This window comes from Klebsiella sp. ME-303, from assembly GCF_007910085.1.
Lineage (GTDB): Bacteria > Pseudomonadota > Gammaproteobacteria > Enterobacterales > Enterobacteriaceae > Klebsiella > Klebsiella michiganensis.
In genome coordinates, this window is the sequence record NZ_VOJB01000083.1 from 73557 (window position 1) to 94161 (window position 20605).

Consider the following 20605-nt stretch of genomic DNA (forward strand, 5'->3'; position numbering starts at 1 on the left):
AACAACATGTGATGTCAAAAAAGGGCCGCGGCGCGGCCCTTTTATCAGATGATAGCAGTTACTTCTTTGCTTCAGTCCATTTGCCATCTATATAGAAAGCTGACCAGCCGGTGGCTTTGCCGTCTTTCTCTGAGGCAACGTACTGCTGCTTAGTTTTGCGGCTAAAACGCACCATCGTTTTGTTGCCTTCCGGATCCTGCTGCGGCGCATCGGCCAGATAGCGCAGCTTCTCCGCCAGGCGGTCGCGGAAGCGGTACAGCTCTTCCACGAGCGGCGCGCGGGTTTCGCGCGATTTCGGGAAGGTGTTGGCGGCCAGGAAGACGCCCGCCGCGCCATCGCGCAGAACAAAGTAGGCGTCCGATTTCTCGCACGGCAGCTCCGGCAGCGGCACCGGATCTTCTTTCGGCGGCGCCACTTCCCCGTTACGCAGGATCTTACGGGTGTTTTTACACTCGTCGTTGGTGCAGGCCATATACTTACCAAAACGCCCCATCTTCAGGTGCATTTCGGAGCCACATTTTTCACACTCAACGATCGGGCCGTCATAGCCCTTGATGCGGAACTCGCCCTCTTCGATCTCGTAGCCATCGCAGGTCGGGTTATTACCGCAGACGTGCAGCTTGCGCTTCGGATCGATGAGGTAGCTGTCCATCGCCGTGCCGCATTTTTTACAGCGGCGTTTAGCGCGCAGCGCGTTGGTTTCAGCGTCATCGCCTTCCAGCACGTTGAGCACTTCGTTTTCCGGCACCAGGTTAATGGTGGTTTTACAGCGCTCTTTTGGCGACAGCGCGTAGCCCGAGCAGCCGAGGAATACGCCGGTGCTGGCGGTACGGATCCCCATCTTGCGCCCGCAGGTTGGGCAGTCGATGGTGGTCAGCACCATTGGGTTCGGCTGCATGCCGCCCTCTTCCGGATCTTTCTCTGCCGTCTGCAGCTGCGAGGTAAAGTCTCCGAAGAAGCTGTCGAGGACCTGCTTCCACTCGGCCTGATGGTTAGCCACCTGATCGAGGCGGTCTTCCATCTGCGCGGTGAAATCATAGTTCATCAGATCGCGGAAGTTCTCTTCCAGACGATCGGTGACGATTTCGCCCATCTTTTCCGCATAGAAGCGGCGGTTTTCCACCCGCACGTAGCCGCGATCCTGAATGGTCGAAATGATCGACGCATAGGTGGACGGACGACCGATGCCGCGTTTTTCCAGCTCTTTAACCAGCGAGGCTTCGCTAAAACGCGCCGGCGGCTTGGTAAAGTGCTGCGCAGGGGTCAGCTCGACCAGGCTCAGGCTGTCGCCCTTATTGACCATCGGTAAAGTACGGTCTTCATCGCCTTTACGCAGGGCTGGCATTACTTTGGTCCAGCCGTCAAAGCGCAGCGTACGGCCGCGGGCTTTCAGTTTGAAATCGCCGGCTTTCACCGTCAGCGTGGTGGAGTCGTACTGCGCAGGCGTCATCTGACAGGCGACAAACTGGCGCCAGATCAGCTGATACAGTTTCTGCGCATCAGATTCCATATCTTTTAACGTTTCGGCCAGCACGTTGACGTCGGATGGACGAATCGCCTCGTGCGCTTCCTGCGAGTTTTCTTTGCTGGCGTACTGATTCGCGCTCTCCGGCAGATATTTCTTACCGAAGTTGTCGCCAATGTAGCCGCGCACCATGCTCAGCGCGTCCTGGCTCAGGTTCGTCGAGTCGGTACGCATATAGGTAATGTGGCCCGCTTCGTAGAGACGCTGCGCCATCATCATGGTTTTCTTCACGCCGAAGCCAAGACGCGTGCTGGCGGCCTGCTGCAGCGTGGAGGTGATAAACGGCGCGCCCGGCTTGCTGCTGGTCGGCTTATCTTCACGCTCCAGCACGCTGTAGCTGGCTTTCTCAAGCAGCGCGACCGCCGCCATGGTTTCATCACGGTTTACCGGACGGAACGGCTTATCGCCGTTATGCGTGACCTGCAGCGGTAACGCATCGCCGCCAGGGGTCGTGGTGCTGGCGTCAACTTCCCAGTACTCTTCCGGAACGAACGCTTTAATTTCGCGCTCGCGCTCGACCACCAGACGCACCGCAACCGACTGGACGCGGCCTGCTGACAGACCGCGGGCAATTTTTTTCCACAGCAGTGGAGAGACCATGTAGCCCACCACGCGATCCATAAAACGGCGCGCCTGCTGAGCGTTGACACGGTCAATATTCAGTTCGCCCGGCTTTTCGAAAGCCTGACGAATCGCATTCTTCGTGATCTCGTTGAACACCACGCGGCTATAGCGCTGTTCATCACCGCCGATAACTTCCCGCAGGTGCCATGCGATGGCTTCCCCTTCGCGGTCAAGGTCGGTTGCGAGATAGATGTGGTCAGCTTTTTCCGCCAGCTGTTTGAGTTCAGAAACGACCTTTTCTTTACCCGGGAGTATTTCATAGTGCGCATTCCAGTCATGCCACGGGTCCACGCCCATACGGTTGACCAGAGCGCCGCGTTCATCCTTCTTAGGCTTTTTAGCCCCTTTGGTGGAGGTAGAGTCGGCGCTCTTTTTGGAAGCTGAGCCACTGGTCGGCAAATCGCGGATATGACCGACGCTGGACTTAACCACGTAGTCATTACCCAGATACTTATTGATCGTTTTGGCTTTTGCCGGGGACTCAACGATAACGAGAGCTTTACCCATATTCACCTTTACCTAATTTGATTCATCCAGGAATACATCGCACATTGATTCACCATCCACTGGCGACACGTCACAACCTATGTTGCGTCGTTATCGATGGATATCAACCCCTTGCACCGGTTTCGCATCCATAAAACCAGATAGCTGAGTTTGCTGGCTTTTTCTCGCCAGGCGACATAGCACGAATAATTTTTGGCCGAATGTCAAGCAAATCTGTTGCCAGATCGCTGAAAGCGTCACACTGTACCTGATAAAATTCGTTACGCAACTTTATTAGCATGCAAAAGCAAATCCCGCCACTAAACTGATGTTTATTAGGCTTCTGCGATTACCCCTGCAAGATCAATGGAAAATTTGCCCCTCGCCGCCGCGCGGCGTAGACTAGCCGCGAAGAAACACAGGAGGCATTTATGCAAGGTACAACCCAACCCATCGATCGCCAGACGCTTCTGGAAAAAGCCAACAAACTCATTCGCGAACATGAAGATACGTTAGCCGGGATCGAGGCCACCGACGTCGTTCAGCGTAACGGCGTACTGGTGTTCAGCGGCGAGTTCTATCTTGACGAGCAGGGTCTGCCAACGGCGAAGAGTACGGCGGTATTTAATATGTTTAAATACCTCGCACACGAGCTGTCTGATAAGTATCACCTGGCGGATTAACCGCTGCCTGCAGGGCCATGACAACAACGCGAGGCCGAAGCCTCGCGTTGTTTGTTTACATCAGCGGCTTTTGCCCGCGCTGCCACCAGCGCAGCAGAAGCTTATCGGCGCTTTCCGCCGCGCTGCCGGTAAACCGCTCGAGCATTTTCTTACGCTGCTGATAGCGCACGCTGATAACCTCGTGCTTATCCATCAGCCCCAGCAGAAGTTCATCGCTGGTTTCCACCGCGTCCACAAGGCCTTTTTCCAGCGCCTGAACGCCGTACCAGTGTTCACCCGTCGCTACCTGCTCGATATCCAGCCCAGGGCGCATCTGGTGGACAAAATCTTTAAACAGCCGATGAGTATCGTTGAGGTCTTCGCGAAATTTCTGCCGCCCTTCTTCTGTATTTTCACCCAGCATCGTCAGGGTGCGTTTGTACTGCCCGGCCGTATGCAGCTCAATGTCGATATCTTTATTTTTCAGGAAGCGATTGATGTTGGGAATTTGCGCCACAACGCCAATAGAGCCCAGGATAGCAAAGGGTGCACTGACGATTCTGTTCGCCACGCAGGCCATCATATAGCCGCCGCTGGCCGCGACTTTATCGACCGCGACCGTTAACGGGATCTGCTTGTCGCGCAGGCGCTGTAGCTGTGAAGCCGCCAGGCCGTAACCGTGAACCACGCCGCCTGGGCTTTCAAGGCGAATGACGACCTGGTCGCGCGCTTTTGCCGCCGCCAGAACGGCGGTGATTTCTTCGCGCAGGCTGCTGACTTCATGGGCATCCATACTGCCTTTAAAATCCAGCACCCAGACGCGCGGTTTGACGTCCGGCTCTGGTGTGCCGAGCTTCGCCCGCGCCTTTGACGCCTTTGCTTCCTGCTTGAGCTTTTTCTTTTGCGCTTTATGCCACAGCTTCTGCTGCGGCCCATCGAGCAACGAAACCGCCAGCTCTTCCTTCATCTCCTTATATTGCTCGCTAAGATTGGTGACCCGCAGCTCGCCGCGCTGTTTTTTGCGCTGAGTCAGGTTAACAATAATGGCGACGATAACCGCAATTGCGACAACGATGGTCGCGATTTTGGCCAAAAACAGGCCATATTGAGCAAGTAATTCCACGTTTTCACCTTGTGTAAACCGCTGACGTTGGCGCACAGTGTACATCAGCCGTCGGCGAGAAGTCTTTGTGCTTTGTGTCGCACGCGAGGCGCCTTCCTGTTTTTTTCAGCGACGATGAAATCGTTGCAAGATATTAATTCCGCGAAGAGTTTCCGCTTCGCCGATTGCAATAGCGGGCGCTTTCAGGCATAAAGCGCAAAAGTGAGATACCGAACAGCAAGCGCGATCGTCAGCAGATCGCCCGAGGAGTCGCCGTGCACTATCAACCGCAACGTCACCTGTTACAGGACCGCATCATCCTGGTTACCGGCGCCAGCGACGGCATTGGCCGTGAAGCCGCCCTGACCTATTCCCGCTATAGCGCCAGCGTTATCCTGGTCGGCCGCAATGAAGAAAAGCTGCGCAGCGTCGCGCACGAAATACAGCAGGCGGGCGGCATTCCCGCCCGCTGGTTTACTCTCGACCTGTTAACCTGCACGCCGCAGGAGTGCCAGCAGCTGGCGCAGAAAATAGCCATCCACTACCCGCGCCTCGACGGGGTGCTGCACAACGCGGGTCTGTTGGGCGACGTGTGCCCGATGGATCAACAAAAGCCGGAAGTATGGCAGCAGGTGATGCAGGTGAACGTGAACGGCACCTTTATGCTCACCCAGGCGCTGCTTCCTTTATTACTTAAATCCGAATCGGGTTCGCTGGTCTTTACCTCTTCCAGCGTCGGCCGCCAGGGACGCGCGAACTGGGGCGCTTACGCCGCGTCGAAATTCGCCACTGAGGGCATGATGCAGGTGCTGGCCGAGGAGTATCAGAACCGTCATCTGCGGGTCAACTGCATTAACCCAGGCGGCACCCGCACCAAAATGCGCGCCAATGCGTTCCCGACGGAAGATCCGCAAAAATTGAAAACCCCCGCTGATATCATGCCGGTTTACCTGTGGCTGATGGGCGACGACAGTCGTCGCAAAACGGGAATGACCTTTGACGCCCAGCCGGGCCGCAAACCAGGAATCGCACAATGAGTGATGAACGCCACCGCGAACGCCAGCAGCGGGTAAAAGATAAAGTTGACGCTCGCGTCGCCGCCGCGCAGGAAGAGCGCGGCATCGTGATCGTCTTTACCGGCAACGGTAAAGGCAAAACCACCGCCGCTTTTGGCACCGTCACCCGCGCCGTCGGACACGGTAAAAAAGCCGCCGTCGTACAGTTTATTAAAGGTACCTGGCCAAACGGCGAGCGCAACCTTCTTGAGCCGCACGGCGTTGAGTTTCAGGTGATGGCGACCGGCTTTACCTGGAATACGCAGGATCGCGAAAGCGACACCGCCGCCTGCCTCGCGGTCTGGGAGCACGGGCGCCGCATGCTGGCTGATGAAAGCCTCGACCTCGTTTTGCTGGACGAGCTAACCTACATGGTGGCTTATGATTACCTGCCGCTGGAAGAGGTGCTTACCGCGCTGCGCAACCGCCCGGCGCACCAGACGGTGATTATTACCGGCCGCGGCTGCCACCGTGAGATTACCGAACTGGCCGATACCGTCAGCGAGCTGCGTCCGGTGAAGCACGCCTTTGACGCCGGAATCAAAGCGCAGATGGGGATCGACTACTAGCCGCCAGCCGCTCGAGCAGCGCATGATTCAGCGGCAGGCATAGGCAATCCTCCCCCTGCGCCAGTTCGCTTTCGCGCATATTTTGCCGCGAGACGAAGCGCTTGCGGTATTCGGTTGGCGTGACGCCGCAGTATTTATTAAAGGCGGCGATCAGATACTTGTGTTCCTGAAAGCCGCAGCTGTGGCTAATCTCCGTGATGGGAGTGCGGGTATCGCGCAGCAGGGTGCGGGCTTTATTTAGCCGCACCAGCGTCAGATACTCTTTAAAATTATACCGGCTCACCTTTTTGAACAGCCGCGAGAACCACGAGTAGCTCATCCCGCTATGGCAGGCGACCTCGCTCAGCGTCAGCGGCTGATCAAAGTGTTGATTGATAAAATCAATGCCTTTTTTGATCATCGCCTCGTCGCGCAGCGAGCTTTCGGCGCGCCGCGTCGGCTTGCCTGCGGAGACGACCGCATCCAGCAGCAGATAAATCGCCGCGATACGCTGAAACGGCGCGTGGTTATCGATCAGCTGTTCCAGTAGCCTCGCCAGCCGCTGGCGTACCTCGCTGTCTGCCGGAGAGTAAGGTCGTCCGCAGGTACTCCAGTCCAGCTGCGGCGAGGGATGAAGTTCATCAAACAGGCCGGGTGAAAACTGTACGGTGAGCAGCTGGCTGCCCGCCTCCTCGGCGCTCAGCGAATGGACCTCTTCGGCATTGATATACAGCATGTCTCCCTGCGCCAGCTCCAGGCTTTGCTGGCCGACGACAAGGGTAAATCGCCCCGCCAGCACGGTAATCAGCTCCGGAGCCGGATGCCAGTGAGGCTCGCAGTAGCGAACCTCCGCGGCAAACACGTTCAGCTTCTCCGCGTCAAAGGCAATCAGCTCGTAGCCGCTGTTCGCCGTTTGTCGTCCGCTCTGGGTGACCGAACGAGGGTGAGTCACTGAAAAAGGAAACATGCGCACTCTCCTGTCATTGGCAATGATGAGCGCCGGCCAGCACGGCGTTAAGCTCGTCGCGTTCGATATCCAGCGCCAGGAATTCGGTCAGCGCAATCAGCAGCCCGCAGAACAGATCCGGCGCCAGGCGAATCAGTTTTTCACGCACCTGCTCCGCCGGCATCTGGCTCTTATCGGCAATCAGCTTCACTACGCGGGCAAAGGCCTCCGGCTGCTGGATCAGCTGTTGTAGAGAGTTATCATCGCGCAGCGGGACGTACCGCTGCGGACAATCTACCTCAATCTCCGCGATCAACGGCAGATCCCGGGATGAGGCGCCGACGCGAACCTGCCAGATGCCCGGCGTCACGACCCAATCACCCAGGCCCGGATGATAGCAGGCCAGCTCGCCAATGGGCAGCTGCAGGCTCACGCGACGGGTCTCTCCGGCGGCCAGCGCCACTTTGCTGAACGCTTTTAATGACTGCACTTCGCGAATCAGCTCCCCCTTCGGCGCGCTAACGTACAGCTGGACGATCTCTTTGCCCGCATACTCTCCGCAGTTGGTCAGGTCGAACGACACGGTAAGCGTCTCGCCTGCGCCTGCACGGCAGGCTGACAGCGCGATATTATCGTACGCAAACCGGGTATAGCTTAAGCCAAAGCCAAACGGAAACTGCGGCGTCATGCGACGTTTATCATAATAGCGATAGCCGACAAAAAGCCCTTCTCCGTAATGATGACGCAGGTTTTCGCCCGGATAGTGCAGCCAGGCCGGCGTTTCCTCCAGGGAATTAGGTACCGTTACCGTCAGTTTGCCGCAGGGGTTACGCTGGCCGAAGAGGATTTCCGCCACCGCGCGCCCCATCCCTTGCCCGGCAAAGAACGTTTCCAGCAGCGCTTTGCACTCGCCGAGCCACGGCATCACCACCGCATCGCTATTCGCCAGCACCACCACGATATTCGGCTGGACCGTCGCCACTTCGCGAATTAACCGTTCGTGCACCGGCAGAATATGCAGATCCTGACGATCGCCGTTCTCGCCATCTTCGCCTACGGCGGTGCTGACGAAGATCACCGCCACGTCGGCTTCCTGCGCGACGCGGCAGGCCTGCGCCAGCGCCTGTTCATCGCAGCGCAGATCGTCCGGCGCGCCCACGGCCCAGGAGACGCTGAAGTCGTCGCCGGCGAGGTCGAAAATTTCATCCAGCGGCCGATCGAGCAGATACGGCACCGTGGTCGCGCATCCGGACCCCTGGATCACCGGCTCCTGAGCCGGTTTACCCAGCACCGCGACGCGCGGCGTTTTCTCCGGACGCAGCGGCAGCAGATTATCTTCATTTTTCAGCAAGACAATGGATTCACCGGCAAGCCGCTGCGCCAGCGCGTGGTGCGCCATAAAATCGGCTCGCGTTTGCGGGCGGCGATGGCGCTGGACCTTGTCGAGCAGTTCCAGCATGCGGAGACAGGCGCGGTCCACCACCTCCATCGGCACCTCTCCGGCTTCAATCGCCGCCAGCAGAGTTTGTTTATCGCGGCGGGTTTCGGGCATCGCCAGATCGTTACCCGCCATCAGCGATGCGGGGCGATCTTTAATACCGTACCAGTCGGACATCACCAGCCCTTCATATCCCCACTCATCGCGCAAAACCTGGGTGAGCAAAAACGGATCCTGGGAGGTTTGCACGCCGTTAAGACGATTGTAGGAAGACATCACCGTCCACGGCCGGGATTTCGCAATCGCGCGCTGGAAACCCGCCAGATAGATTTCCCGCAGCGCCCGTTCTTCAATAATCGAATCCATTTCCGTGCGGCGGTACTCCGAGTTGTTCGCCGCAAAGTGTTTCAGGCTGGCGCCAACCCCCTCCTGCTGCAGGCCGTTGATCAGCGCAGCGGCAATATCGCCGCTGACCACCGGATCTTCGGCGTAATATTCATAGCCTCGCCCGGCCAGCGGCGTACGGCGAATGTTAATCCCCGGCCCGAGCAGGATCCCGACGCCCATTTGCTGACACTCCCGCCCCAGCGCTTCCCCCATCTGATGCACCAGCTCCACGTCCCAGCTGCAGGCCAGGCTGGAACCATTAGGAAAACAGGTCGCCGGTAGCGAAGTGCTGAATAGCGCTTCACTCCCCCCTTTCGCGGCGGGCTCTTCCGCACTGGCCTGATCTGCGGTTTGGGTGATGACCGAGATAAAATCATCCATGCTCCACTTTTCCCGGCCATCAATCTGCGCGCTGCTGTAGCGCACGCCGTAGGTGCCGTCGGTCATAATGATATCTTCGATACCGTGCTGCGGCAGCGAGGCCGTCCGCCACAGGCCGCTGCCGGTCAGCAGCGCCACTTTTTCTTCCGCGCTCATCGCGGCGAGGGTGGTGTTAAAATCGTTATTCATCTCTCTGGCTCCCTGAGGTTAAAGCGCGTTCTGTTTGCGCAGGCTGATTTTTTGCACAATATCGCGATAGGTTTTTTCATCCAGCGAATAGCAGGCGACAAACAGTGCGCTGAGGGCAAACATCGCGCCGGGAAATAGCGTCATCAGTACGTTAATGCCGTTAATCGCGCTGGCGGTAATGTTGCCCGCGTCATAGTGGTAATAGTCCAGCATCCAGCCCGCACAGCCGCCGCCGATGGCCATCGCTATTTTGGTGATGAAATTAAAGAAACCGTAAATTGCGCCTTCGGTGCGCACCCCATGGTGCCACTCGGCATATTCCACGGTATCGGCAATCATTGACCACATTGAAACAAAACCCATCCCCAGCGTAATACTGTACAGACACACGCCGGTCATGATCAGCCAGATATTGTCGCCAGCGATAAAATATTGCATCAGTACGCCCGCAATGCCGATCAACAGCGCCACCAGCGTCATTTTCTTTTTACCAATCAGCGCAATGATTTTTTCCGAAATAACGGTACCGACAATATAAGCCGCCGACTGAATCATAAAGAAGGTGGAAGTAAAACCTTCGCTACCAATTATATATTTGATAAAGTAAATAGCGATCGCCATCCACACGGTATAGGCAATATAAAAAAAGACGGTGAACATGGAGAGGTTAATTAGCGGCGCGTTGCCTGCCACCGCCTTCAACATTTCCCGCAGCGTTGGCGCCGGAGTCTCTTCCTCTTCTTCACCAACGCGCTCTTTGGTCATCCCGAAGCAGGCAAGGAACAAAAACGTCGCCAGCAGCGCAAAGCAAGAGACGGCGAAGACGTATCCCAGCTGCTTATCGCTAAACGGGGAAATCAGCCTGTCCGCGGTAGTGGACACAATCAGATAGCCAACAATCGCCAGGACAAACCGGTATACCGACAGCGATGAGCGGGAGGCTTCATGCTGGGTTAAACGGTTGGTCAGCGCCGAATAAGGCGTATTTACCGCCGTATAGGCCAGGCAATAAATAGTATAGGAAATCAGTGCGAAGTAGAATTTCGCCTCACCGCCGAAAGGCACAAAGCAGAGCACCGTTAAGAAGCCGAGCGGAATTGAACCATACAACAACCAGGGACGAAGCTTACCGTAGCGGCTGTGGGTTTTATCGATGGCAAAACCAATCAGAATATTAAAGGCCGCATCAACCACGCGGGCAATAACAAAGATCAGGCTCGCCTGTACGGCGCTAATGCCGTAAATATTGGTATAGAAAAAAAGTAAAAACAGAGAAACGAAGCCGAAGGATAAATTAGAAGCGAAATCGCCAAAACCATACCCTATTTTTTCTTTAACGCCGATAACCACATAGCTTGCCGAAAGTTTTCCTGCTGTTTCCATTTTAGGCTACCTGTTAATGTAATCAGTGGCCTCAGTATATGGCGTCGCCTGGCGCACCGCTTTGCGTTATTTGTCCGGGCATTTCCTGTTTTTTGTCTTTATGCAGAAGTGTGAAAGGAGTCACAGGAGGGAGAATTCCGGCGGTGACCGCCGGAACTGGAATAATTAACCGTTACCGTTATTACGGCTGCTGGAACGACGGTTGTTATTATTATTGCTCACCTGGCTGTGGCGCTTAACCGCGCGGCGAATCTGATTCGCCTTCATGCGACGGCGATCCTTTTCGACGGCGACCTTAGAGGTGGTTTCCGGCGTAAGCTCAACCAGTTCGCGCAGGTAGTTGGTTTGCGCCAGGTCCAGCTCGGTGTAGCCGCCGCGCGGCAGGCCTTTCGGCAGCAGAATATCGCCGTAGCGCACGCGGATCAGGCGGCTGACCTGTACGCCAACGGCTTCCCACAGGCGGCGAACTTCGCGGTTACGGCCTTCGGTCAGCGTGACGTTGTACCACTGGTTAATCCCTTCGCCACCGGTAAACTTGATGGTTTTGAACGCCGCCGGGCCGTCTTCCAGCTGCACGCCGCGAGAGAGCTGGCGCAGCTTGTCATCATCTATCTGGCCAAATACGCGCACCGCGTATTCACGTTCCACTTCGCGGCTCGGGTGCATCAGGCGGTTCGCCAGTTCACCGTCGGTGGTAAACAGCAGCAGGCCGCAGGTGTTGACGTCAAGACGACCGACGGCAATCCAGCGCGCGCCGCGCAGCTTTGGCAGACGATCGAACACCGTCGGTCGCCCTTCCGGGTCGTTACGGGTACAGAGTTCGCCTTCCGGCTTGTAGTAAGCCAGCACGCGACAAATCTGTTCCGCAGACTCTTTCACCGAAATCAGATGACCGTCGATGCGAATTTTTAAACCCGGGACAATTTCAACGCGATCGCCAAGCGTGGCGATTTTGCCATCGACGCTGACGCGGCCAGCTTCGATTTTGGCTTCGATTTCACGGCGGGAGCCATGGCCAGCGCGGGCCAGCACTTTTTGTAATTTCTCGCTCATTGAGCTTCCTTAAGGTGTCGCCTTCCCAGGCGTCTGGTATACTTCGAAAAACAGGGCGCGAGGCAAAATGAAACCTAACACCCTGTTCTGTAAAATTTTTTTGCATCAGCGCGTGCCGTTATCTATGTTGCTACAGCAGACATAACAGAGACACGCCTTCTCGCGTGGGCGAACATGGTACACGAACTTTAAGATGAATGCTTCTTTGCGTTACGAGCATAGCACAACTTACCGCGCACCTCCGTCCGGGCGCATGGCGCGCTGATGGAAGCCAGGTAGCACAATAGGGTCTTTTGCAGAGGATGAACCATCAAAAGGCGCGCGGCATTGCGCCGCGTTGAACGGCGGCAAATAAAAGCGGCGAGCGGGTATTCATTACATGACGATTCCTTCCATGGAAACAGACGTCATTACAGGAACGGCGTTACGTCCCCCACGCCTTCACGCACCACAACCGGCGCATCTTCAGTGAGGTCGATAACCGTGGTCGGCTGCTGGCCCAGATAGCCGCCGTGAATAATCAGGTCAACCTGCTTCTCCAGACGATCTTTGATCTCTTCCGGGTCGGATTCGGTAAAGTCGCTTCCCGGCAGCATCAACGAAGTGGAGAGCATCGGCTCGCCCAACGTTTCCAGCAGCATTTGCGCAATCGGGTTGGACGGCACGCGCATACCGATGGTCTTACGCTTATCCTGCAGCAGACGGCGCGGAACTTCTTTGGTGCCCTTGAGGATAAACGTGTAGTTACCCGGGGTATTGTTTTTAATCAGACGAAAGGCCACGTTATCAACGAATGAATAGGTCGACAGTTCGGACAAATCGCGGCACATCAGGGTGAAGTTGTGGCCGTTTGGCAGATTACGGATCCGGCAAATCCTCTCCATCGCGCCTTTATCTTCAATTTTGCAGCCTAACGCGTAGCCGGAGTCGGTCGGATAGACGATGACCCCGCCTTTACGCACAATGTCCACCGCCTGGTTAATTAACCGCGCCTGTGGATTTTCCGGATGGATATAAAAAAACTGGCTCATACTTCCCTCTCAATTTTGTTCTACGGCCACTTCCCAACTGCGCCAGATCCCTTCCACGCCCGCGGGTAGCCAAAGTTTGCGGCCCAGTTCGATCCACGGGCAGGGCTGATGAAAATCAGACCCCTGCGAGGCATCCAGGCCATACTGCACGGCGTAAGCGGCAAGCTGTGCGCGCTCGTGAGGCGCCTGCTGACACTGCGCCACCTCCATCGCATCGCCCCCCTGCTCGCTAAAATGGGCCAACAGCCGTTTTAACCACTTGGCGGAGAGATCGTAGCGCCCGGGATGGGCAATGACCGCTTTACCGCCAGAATGATGAATGACATCAATCGCTTGTTTTATTGTACACCACTGAGGCGGAACGTAACCGGTTTTCCCGCGCGCCAGATACTTCTTAAATACGTCAGCCATATTGTTGGCATAGCCGGCCTCCACCAGAAAACGGGCAAAATGGCCGCGCGTCACCGCACCGCCGTCCGCCAGCTTCAGCGCCCCTTCCCAGGCGCCAGGGATCCGCGCTTTTTCCAGCCGCTCGGCGATCTGCTGACCCCGCATCTGGCGACGCGCTTTCTGTTCATCGAGCAGCGCGGTCATCGCCGGATGATGGATATCGATATTCAGCCCGACAATATGAATTTCATGATTTTCCCACAGCGTGGAAATTTCCACCCCGGTAATCAGCGCCAACGGTAAACCGGCACGTTCAATTTCACGCTGAGCCGCGGGAATTGCCGCCACGGTATCGTGGTCGGTAATCGCCAGGGTGCCGACGCGCATCTGGTGGGCGCGATGGACAAGTTCTTCTGGAGTCAGACGCCCGTCAGAGGCGATGGTATGGCTGTGCAGGTCGTAAATCACTGCGTAATTGGTGTTGCTCAAGATGACTCCTGCTGGACATGAACCGGTACCCGTCATACTTTAAGTCACAGGCAGATTGACTGTGGTTCTGCAGCTTAAGTGATTAAGGATAGTAATAAGCGCATCATCATACCGACTGATAGAGAAAATCTGCAAACAGGGGTTGACTTTAATCCCTCGGACTAGTTAACTAGTACGCAAGTTCACATGAAGGGGTATCAACAATGAAAACGCAATTCATCACTCTGCACGGCTGGTGGCGCACCTCCTGTTATCGGGCGGCGTGATCGCGTTTTGCACTCAGCATACAGATACCCGGCCCGCCAATGAGCGGGCTTTTTATTGGACAAATTATTATAGCGAACAGGCGACAACAATAATGCAAACATCAAAACCGGCACTCGAGCTTCTCACCAGCGACGCCATCTATCGGGAAAACCCCACGGCGCTGTTCCACCAGCTATGCGGCGCGCGTCCAGCCACCCTGCTGCTGGAATCCGCGGATATCGACAGTAAGGATGATTTAAAGAGCCTGCTGCTGGTGGATAGCGCGCTGCGCATTACCGCGCTAGGTGACACTGTCACCATTCACGCGTTTTCCGCCAACGGTACGGCGTTACTCGAACTGCTGGATAGCGCGCTGCCATCCGGCATCGATAACCAGCGTCAACCAAATAGCCGGGTATTAACCTTCCCGCCGGTCAGCGCGCTGTTGGATGAAGATGCCCGCCTGTGTTCATTCTCGGTATTCGACGCTTTTCGCCTGCTGCAGGATCTGATAACCGTCCCGCAGGAGGAGCGCGAAGCGATGTTCTTCGGCGGCCTGTTCGCCTATGACCTGGTCGCTGGCTTTGAAGACCTGCCGCCGCTGGAGAGCGACACCGCCTGCCCGGATTACTGCTTCTATCTGGCGGAAACGCTGCTGGTTATCGACCATCAGACCAAAAATACCCGTATCCAGGCGAGCCTGTTCACGCCGCTGGAAAGCGAAAAACAGCGTCTGCTACAGCGGCTCGCTCAGCTTCGTCAGCAGCTAAACGAGCCGCCGGCGCCGCTGCCGGTGACCACGGTTGCCGAAATGAGCTGCGACTGCGATCAGAGCGACGAAGAGTACGGCGCCGTCGTGCGTAAAATGCAGCGCGCCATCCGCGCGGGCGAGATTTTTCAGGTCGTGCCGTCGCGCCGCTTCTCGCTGCCCTGCCCGTCGCCGCTGGCCGCTTATGATGTGCTGAAGAAGAGCAACCCGAGCCCGTACATGTTCTTTATGCAGGACAACGATTTCACTCTCTTCGGCGCGTCGCCGGAGAGTTCTCTCAAGTACGATGCCACCAATCGCCAGATTGAAATCTATCCCATTGCCGGTACCCGCCCGCGCGGCCGCCGCGCGGATGGTTCGCTGGATCGCGATCTCGACAGCCGCATTGAGCTGGAGATGCGCACCGACCATAAAGAGCTCTCCGAGCATCTGATGCTGGTCGACCTTGCGCGTAACGACCTCGCGCGCATCTGTACCCCGGGTAGCCGCTACGTCGCCGACCTGACCAAAGTCGACCGCTACTCCTTTGTGATGCACCTCGTCTCCCGCGTGGTTGGCGAGCTGCGCCGCGATCTTGACGTGCTGCATGCCTACCGCGCCTGTATGAATATGGGCACCCTCAGCGGGGCGCCGAAAGTGCGCGCCATGCAGCTTATCGCCGCCGCTGAAGGCAAACGCCGCGGCAGCTACGGCGGCGCGGTGGGCTACTTTACCGCCCACGGCGACCTCGATACCTGCATCGTGATCCGCTCCGCCTACGTGCAGGATGGCATCGCCACGGTGCAGGCCGGCGCCGGTATCGTGCTCGACTCCGTTCCCCAGTCAGAAGCGGATGAAACCCGTAATAAAGCTCGCGCGGTGCTGCGCGCTATCGCCCAGGCCCACCACGCGAAGGAGATTTTCTAATGGCCGACATTCTGCTGCTCGATAATATCGACTCTTTTACCTATAACCTGGCAGACCAGCTGCGTTCGAACGGCCATAACGTGGTGATTTACCGCAACTCCGTCCCGGCGCAGGCGCTGATTGAGCGCATCGGCACCATGAAAAACCCGGTACTGATGCTTTCTCCGGGGCCGGGGACGCCGAGCGAAGCGGGCTGCATGCCGGAGCTGCTGACCCGCATGCGCGGCAAGCTGCCGATTATCGGTATCTGCCTCGGCCATCAGGCGATTGTCGAAGCCTACGGCGGCTACGTCGGTCAGGCCGGTGAAATTCTTCACGGGAAGGCGTCAAGCATTGAGCACGATGGCCAGGCGATGTTTGCCGGACTGAGCAATCCGCTGCCGGTCGCCCGCTACCACTCGCTGGTGGGCAGCAATATCCCGGCCGGACTCACCATCAACGCCCACTTCAACGGTATGGTGATGGCGGTGCGTCACGACGCGGATCGCGTCTGCGGCTTCCAGTTCCACCCTGAGTCAATTCTGACCACCCAGGGGGCACGCCTGCTGGAGCAAACCCTGGCCTGGGCGCTGCAGAAGCTGGAGCAGACCAACACCCTCCAGCCGATTCTGGAAAAACTGTACCAGGCCGAAACCCTGAGCCAGCAGGAGAGCCATCAGCTGTTCTCTGCGGTGGTGCGCGGTGAAGTCAAACCCGAGCAGCTGGCCGCCGCGCTGGTGAGCATGAAAGTACGTGGTGAGCATCCGCAGGAAATCGCCGGCGCCGCCACCGCGCTGCTGGAAAACGCCGCGCCGTTCCCGCGGCCGGATTATCCGTTTGCCGACATCGTCGGTACCGGCGGCGACGGCAGCAACAGTATCAATATTTCGACCGCCAGCGCGTTTGTGGCCGCCGCCTGCGGCCTGAAGGTCGCGAAGCACGGTAACCGCAGCGTATCGAGTAAATCCGGTTCTTCCGACCTGCTGGCGGCGTTCGGTATCAACCTGGATATGAATGCCGATAAATCTCGCCAGGCGCTGGATGAACTGGGCGTTTGCTTCCTGTTCGCACCGAAGTACCACACCGGTTTCCGCCACGCGATGCCGGTCCGTCAGCAGCTTAAAACCCGCACCCTGTTTAACGTGCTTGGGCCGCTGATCAACCCGGCTCATCCGCCGCTGGCGCTGATTGGCGTCTATAGCCCGGAACTGGTGCTGCCGATTGCGGAAACCCTGCGCGTGCTGGGCTACCAGCGCGCCGCGGTGGTGCATAGCGGCGGTATGGATGAAGTGTCGCTGCACGCGCCGACGGTGGTCGCGGAACTGAACCATGGCGAAATCAAGAGCTACCAGCTCACCGCCGCCGACTTTGGCCTGACGCCTTACCATCAGGAGCAGCTGGCAGGCGGCACGCCGGAAGAAAACCGTGACATTCTTACGCGCTTGCTACAAGGTAAAGGTGAAGCCGCTCACGAAGCCGCCGTTGCCGCCAACGTCGCCATGTTGATGCGTTTACATGGACACGAAGACCTGAAGGCCAACGCGCAGCAAGTCATCGATGTGCTGCATAGCGGAGCGGCCTATGACAGAGTGACCGCATTAGCGGCAAGAGGGTAAAAAATGCAGACCGTTTTAGCAAAAATCGTGGCCGACAAAGCGATTTGGGTAGAAGCCCGCAAACAACAACAACCGTTAGCCAGTTTTCAAAATGAAGTGGTACCGACGCAGCGCAATTTTTATGATGCCCTCGCCGGAACCCGCACCGCGTTTATTCTCGAGTGCAAAAAGGCCTCGCCATCAAAAGGCCTGATTCGCGAAGATTTTGACCCGGCGGCCATCGCCGGCGTCTACAAGCACTACGCCTCGGCTATCTCGGTGCTGTGCGATGAGAAATATTTCCAGGGCAGCTTCGATTTCCTGCCGATGGTCAGTAAGGTCGCGCCGCAGCCGATTCTCTGTAAGGACTTCACCATCGATCCTTATCAGATTTACCTGGCGCGCTACTACCAGGCCGACGCCTGTCTGCTGATGCTTTCAGTGCTGGATGATGAGCAGTATCGCCAGCTCTCCGCCGTCGCGCACAGCCTGAACATGGGCGTGCTGACCGAAGTGAGTAATGAAGAGGAGCTGGAGCGCGCGATTGCGCTGAAGGCGAAAGTAGTCGGCATCAACAACCGCGATCTGCGCGATATGTCGATTGATCTCAACCGTACCCGTACCCTGGCGCCTAAGCTCGGTCACGATGTCACGGTGATCAGCGAGTCCGGCATCCATACCTACGCGGAAGTGCGCGAACTGAGCCACTTCGCCAACGGTTTCCTGATTGGCTCAGCGCTGATGGAGCACGCCGATCTCAACGCCGCCGTGAAGCGCGTGCTGCTCGGCGAGAATAAGGTCTGCGGCCTGACCCGCCCCCAGGATGCCCAGGTGGCGTATGAATCCGGCGCGGTCTACGGCGGCCTGATTTTTGTCCCGACGTCGCCGCGCGCGGTGAACGAGGCGCAGGCGCAAGCGGTGATCGCCAGCGCGCCTCTGAGCTATGTCGGCATATTCCGCAATACCCCGATGGCGGAAGTGATCGCCCGGGCGGAAAACCTCGACTTAGCCGCCGTACAGCTGCACGGCAGCGAAGACCAGACCTATATTGATACCCTGCGCGCCGAACTTCCGCCGAAGGTGCAAATCTGGAAAGCCCTCAGCGTAGGTGAAACGCTACCGCCGCGCGAGCTGCGCCATGTCGATAAATACGTTCTCGACAACGGTCAGGGCGGCACCGGCCAGCGTTTCGACTGGTCCCTGCTGCAGGGCCAGGACCTGCATAACGTCATGCTGGCAGGCGGCCTCAGCGCCGATAACTGCGTAGAAGCCGCCAAAAGCGGCTGTGCCGGACTCGATTTTAATTCAGGCGTAGAGTCGCAGCCGGGTATTAAAGATGCCGACAAGCTGTCCTCTGTGTTTCAAACGCTGCGCGCATATTAAGGAGCAATAATGAGTACTTTACTGAACCCCTACTTTGGCGAATTCGGCGGGATGTACGTTCCGCAGATCCTGATGCCCGCCCTGCGCCAGCTGGAAGAAGCCTTCGTCAGCGCGCAAAAAGATCCGGCATTCCAGGCCGAATTTACCGACCTGCTGAAAAACTACGCCGGTCGTCCGACGGCGCTGACCAAATGCCGCAACCTCACTGAAGGCACCCGCACGACGCTGTATCTGAAACGTGAAGACCTGCTGCACGGCGGTGCGCATAAAACTAACCAGGTGCTCGGCCAGGCTCTGCTGGCGAAACGGATGGGCAAAACGGAAATTATCGCCGAAACCGGCGCCGGTCAGCACGGCGTGGCCTCTGCCCTCGCCAGCGCCCTGCTCGGCCTGAAGTGCCGCATCTATATGGGCGCGAAGGATATCGAACGCCAGTCGCCGAACGTTTTCCGCATGCGCCTGATGGGGGCGGAAGTGATCCCGGTTCATAGCGGCTCTTCTACGCTGAAAGATGCCTGCAACGAGGCCCTGCGCGACTGGTCCGGCAGCTACGAAAAAGCCCACTATATGCTCGGCACCGCCGCGGGTCCGCACCCGTTCCCGACCATTGTGCGTGAATTCCAGCGCATGATTGGCGAAGAGACCAAAGCGCAGATCCTCGAGAAAGAAGGTCGCCTGCCGGATGCGGTTATCGCCTGCGTCGGCGGCGGATCGAACGCTATCGGCATGTTCGCCGATTTTATCGACGAAACCGCTGTTGGCCTGATTGGCGTGGAGCCGGCAGGTCACGGTATTGAGTCCGGCGAGCACGGCGCGCCGCTTAAGCACGGTCGTGTGGGCATCTACTTCGGTATGAAATCGCCGATGATGCAAACCGAAGAAGGCCAGATTGAGGAGTCCTACTCCATCTCCGCCGGGCTCGATTTCCCGTCAGTCGGCCCGCAGCATGCTTATTTAAACAGCATTGGCCGCGCCGATTACGTGTCGATTACCGATGACGAAGCGCTGGAGGCCTTTAAAGAGCTATCACGCCATGAAGGGATTATCCCGGCGCTGGAATCCTCCCACGCCCTGGCGCACGCGCTGAAAATGATGCGTGAAAACCCGGAAAAAGAGCAGCTGCTGGTGGTTAACCTCTCCGGCCGCGGCGATAAAGACATCTTCACCGTACATGATATTTTAAAAGCGCGAGGGGAAATCTGATGGAACGTTATGAGACGCTGTTTGCACAACTGAAAGCTCGCCGGGAAGGCGCGTTTGTTCCCTTCGTCACCCTCGGCGATCCGAATCCGGAACAGTCGCTGAAAATTATCGATACGCTGATTGAAGCCGGTGCCGACGCGCTGGAGCTGGGCATTCCTTTCTCCGACCCGCTGGCGGATGGCCCGACCATTCAGGACGCCACCCTGCGCGCTTTTGCCGCCGGGGTGACCCCCGCGCAGTGCTTCGAAATGCTGACGGCGATTCGCCAGAAACACCCTACCATTCCTATCGGCCTGCTGATGTACGCCAACCTGGTGTTCAGCCCCGGCATCGATGAATTCTACGCCGCGTGTGAACGCGCGGGCGTCGATTCCGTGCTGGTTGCCGATGTTCCCGTGGAAGAGTCCGCGCCGTTCCGCCAGGCCGCGCTGCGCCACAATATCGCGCCGATTTTCATCTGCCCGCCCAATGCCGATGACGATCTGCTGCGCCAGATAGCCTCTTACGGTCGCGGTTATACTTACCTGCTGTCGCGGGCGGGCGTGACCGGCGCGGAAAACCGCGCCGCGCTGCCGCTGCATCATCTGATTGAAAAGCTGGCCGAGTACCACGCCGCGCCGCCGCTGCAGGGCTTTGGCATCTCGGCGCCGGAGCAGGTTACCGCCGCGATTGAGGCCGGCGCGGCCGGCGCGATTTCCGGCTCAGCCATCGTCAAAATCATCGAACGGAACGTGAATGATCCGCAGGCCATGCTGGCGGAACTCAAGGCTTTCGCCCGAAGCCTGAAAGCCGCCACTAAAGCGGCTTAACGTACCTGCCGTCCGGCCCCGGGCCG

At 57.6% G+C, this 20605-nt stretch carries 16 protein-coding genes and 1 other annotated feature; of the genes, 8 read left to right on the plus strand and 8 right to left on the minus strand.

Annotated elements, in window-relative coordinates:
* Positions 1–58: 58 nt before the first annotated feature.
* Positions 59–2656 (minus strand): type I DNA topoisomerase, encoded by a 2598-nt coding sequence (gene topA / locus FQK12_RS17160; protein WP_014229012.1) that lies wholly within the window; start codon positions 2654–2656, stop codon positions 59–61.
* 410 nt (positions 2657–3066) lie between these two features.
* On the opposite strand from topA, the gene FQK12_RS17165 reads away from it, so the two are divergent.
* Positions 3067–3318 (plus strand): YciN family protein, encoded by a 252-nt coding sequence (locus tag FQK12_RS17165; RefSeq protein ID WP_004101388.1) that lies wholly within the window; start codon positions 3067–3069, stop codon positions 3316–3318.
* A 55-nt stretch (positions 3319–3373) separates the two neighbouring features.
* Here FQK12_RS17165 and sohB read toward each other — a convergent pair whose 3' ends face one another.
* Positions 3374–4420: a protease SohB gene (gene sohB / locus FQK12_RS17170; protein WP_004850151.1), complete on the minus strand. Its 1047-nt coding sequence runs from the start codon at positions 4418–4420 to the stop codon at positions 3374–3376.
* Positions 4421–4674: 254 nt separating this feature from the next.
* On the opposite strand from sohB, the gene FQK12_RS17180 reads away from it, so the two are divergent.
* The gene (locus FQK12_RS17180; protein WP_014229011.1) at positions 4675–5436 is read left to right on the plus strand and encodes a YciK family oxidoreductase; all 762 of its coding nucleotides are present in this window, start codon (positions 4675–4677) and stop codon (positions 5434–5436) included.
* Positions 5433–6023, plus strand: a complete 591-nt coding sequence (gene cobO, locus FQK12_RS17185; RefSeq protein WP_004850148.1) for a cob(I)yrinic acid a,c-diamide adenosyltransferase — start codon at positions 5433–5435, stop codon at positions 6021–6023. Before FQK12_RS17180 ends, cobO begins: the two co-directional genes overlap by 4 nt.
* Here cobO and FQK12_RS17190 read toward each other — a convergent pair.
* The 6 genes from FQK12_RS17190 to rnm all read right to left on the minus strand — a co-directional run bounded on the left by FQK12_RS17190 (position 5995) and on the right by rnm (position 13689).
* A complete protein-coding gene (locus FQK12_RS17190) occupies positions 5995–6969 on the minus strand; it encodes a helix-turn-helix transcriptional regulator (RefSeq protein ID WP_014229010.1) in 975 nt (324 codons plus the stop codon). The genes cobO and FQK12_RS17190 overlap by 29 nt on opposite strands.
* Positions 6970–6982: 13 nt before the next feature.
* On the minus strand, positions 6983–9343 hold the full coding sequence (locus FQK12_RS17195; protein ID WP_014229009.1) for a beta-glucosidase family protein: 2361 nt from the start codon (positions 9341–9343) through the stop codon (positions 6983–6985).
* 18 nt (positions 9344–9361) lie between these two features.
* Positions 9362–10726 carry an MFS transporter gene (locus tag FQK12_RS17200; protein WP_014229008.1) on the minus strand — a complete coding sequence of 455 codons (1365 nt, stop codon included), beginning with the start codon at positions 10724–10726 and terminating at the stop codon, positions 9362–9364.
* Positions 10727–10891: 165 nt separating this feature from the next.
* Positions 10892–11779 carry a 23S rRNA pseudouridine(2605) synthase RluB gene (rluB, locus tag FQK12_RS17205; RefSeq protein ID WP_004121268.1) on the minus strand — a complete coding sequence of 296 codons (888 nt, stop codon included), beginning with the start codon at positions 11777–11779 and terminating at the stop codon, positions 10892–10894.
* A 410-nt stretch (positions 11780–12189) separates the two neighbouring features.
* Positions 12190–12810: an L-threonylcarbamoyladenylate synthase gene (locus FQK12_RS17210; protein ID WP_004850139.1), complete on the minus strand. Its 621-nt coding sequence runs from the start codon at positions 12808–12810 to the stop codon at positions 12190–12192.
* Positions 12811–12819: 9 nt separating this feature from the next.
* Positions 12820–13689, minus strand: coding sequence for an RNase RNM (gene rnm, locus FQK12_RS17215; protein WP_014229007.1), 870 nt, complete (start codon positions 13687–13689; stop codon positions 12820–12822).
* 227 nt (positions 13690–13916) lie between these two features.
* Positions 13917–14012, plus strand: a sequence feature (Trp leader region).
* Between the two features lie 35 nt (positions 14013–14047).
* Between rnm and FQK12_RS17220 the strand changes: the two genes are divergently transcribed.
* Genes FQK12_RS17220 through trpA form a run of 5 tightly spaced genes read left to right on the plus strand, consistent with a single transcriptional unit; the run spans position 14048 to position 20579 of the window.
* The gene (locus tag FQK12_RS17220) at positions 14048–15610 is read left to right on the plus strand and encodes an anthranilate synthase component 1 (RefSeq protein WP_014229006.1); all 1563 of its coding nucleotides are present in this window, start codon (positions 14048–14050) and stop codon (positions 15608–15610) included.
* Positions 15610–17205, plus strand: coding sequence for a bifunctional anthranilate synthase glutamate amidotransferase component TrpG/anthranilate phosphoribosyltransferase TrpD (trpD, locus tag FQK12_RS17225; RefSeq protein WP_004850135.1), 1596 nt, complete (start codon positions 15610–15612; stop codon positions 17203–17205). The genes FQK12_RS17220 and trpD overlap by 1 nt, the downstream gene beginning before the upstream one ends.
* Before the next feature lie 3 nt (positions 17206–17208).
* Positions 17209–18567 carry a bifunctional indole-3-glycerol-phosphate synthase TrpC/phosphoribosylanthranilate isomerase TrpF gene (gene trpCF / locus FQK12_RS17230; RefSeq protein ID WP_014229005.1) on the plus strand — a complete coding sequence of 453 codons (1359 nt, stop codon included), beginning with the start codon at positions 17209–17211 and terminating at the stop codon, positions 18565–18567.
* Between the two features lie 9 nt (positions 18568–18576).
* Complete coding sequence (gene trpB, locus FQK12_RS17235; RefSeq protein ID WP_014229004.1) at positions 18577–19770, plus strand: tryptophan synthase subunit beta; 1194 nt, start codon at positions 18577–18579, stop codon at positions 19768–19770.
* Complete coding sequence (gene trpA / locus FQK12_RS17240) at positions 19770–20579, plus strand: tryptophan synthase subunit alpha (protein WP_014229003.1); 810 nt, start codon at positions 19770–19772, stop codon at positions 20577–20579. Before trpB ends, trpA begins: the two co-directional genes overlap by 1 nt.
* The last annotated feature ends 26 nt before the right edge of the window (positions 20580–20605 follow it).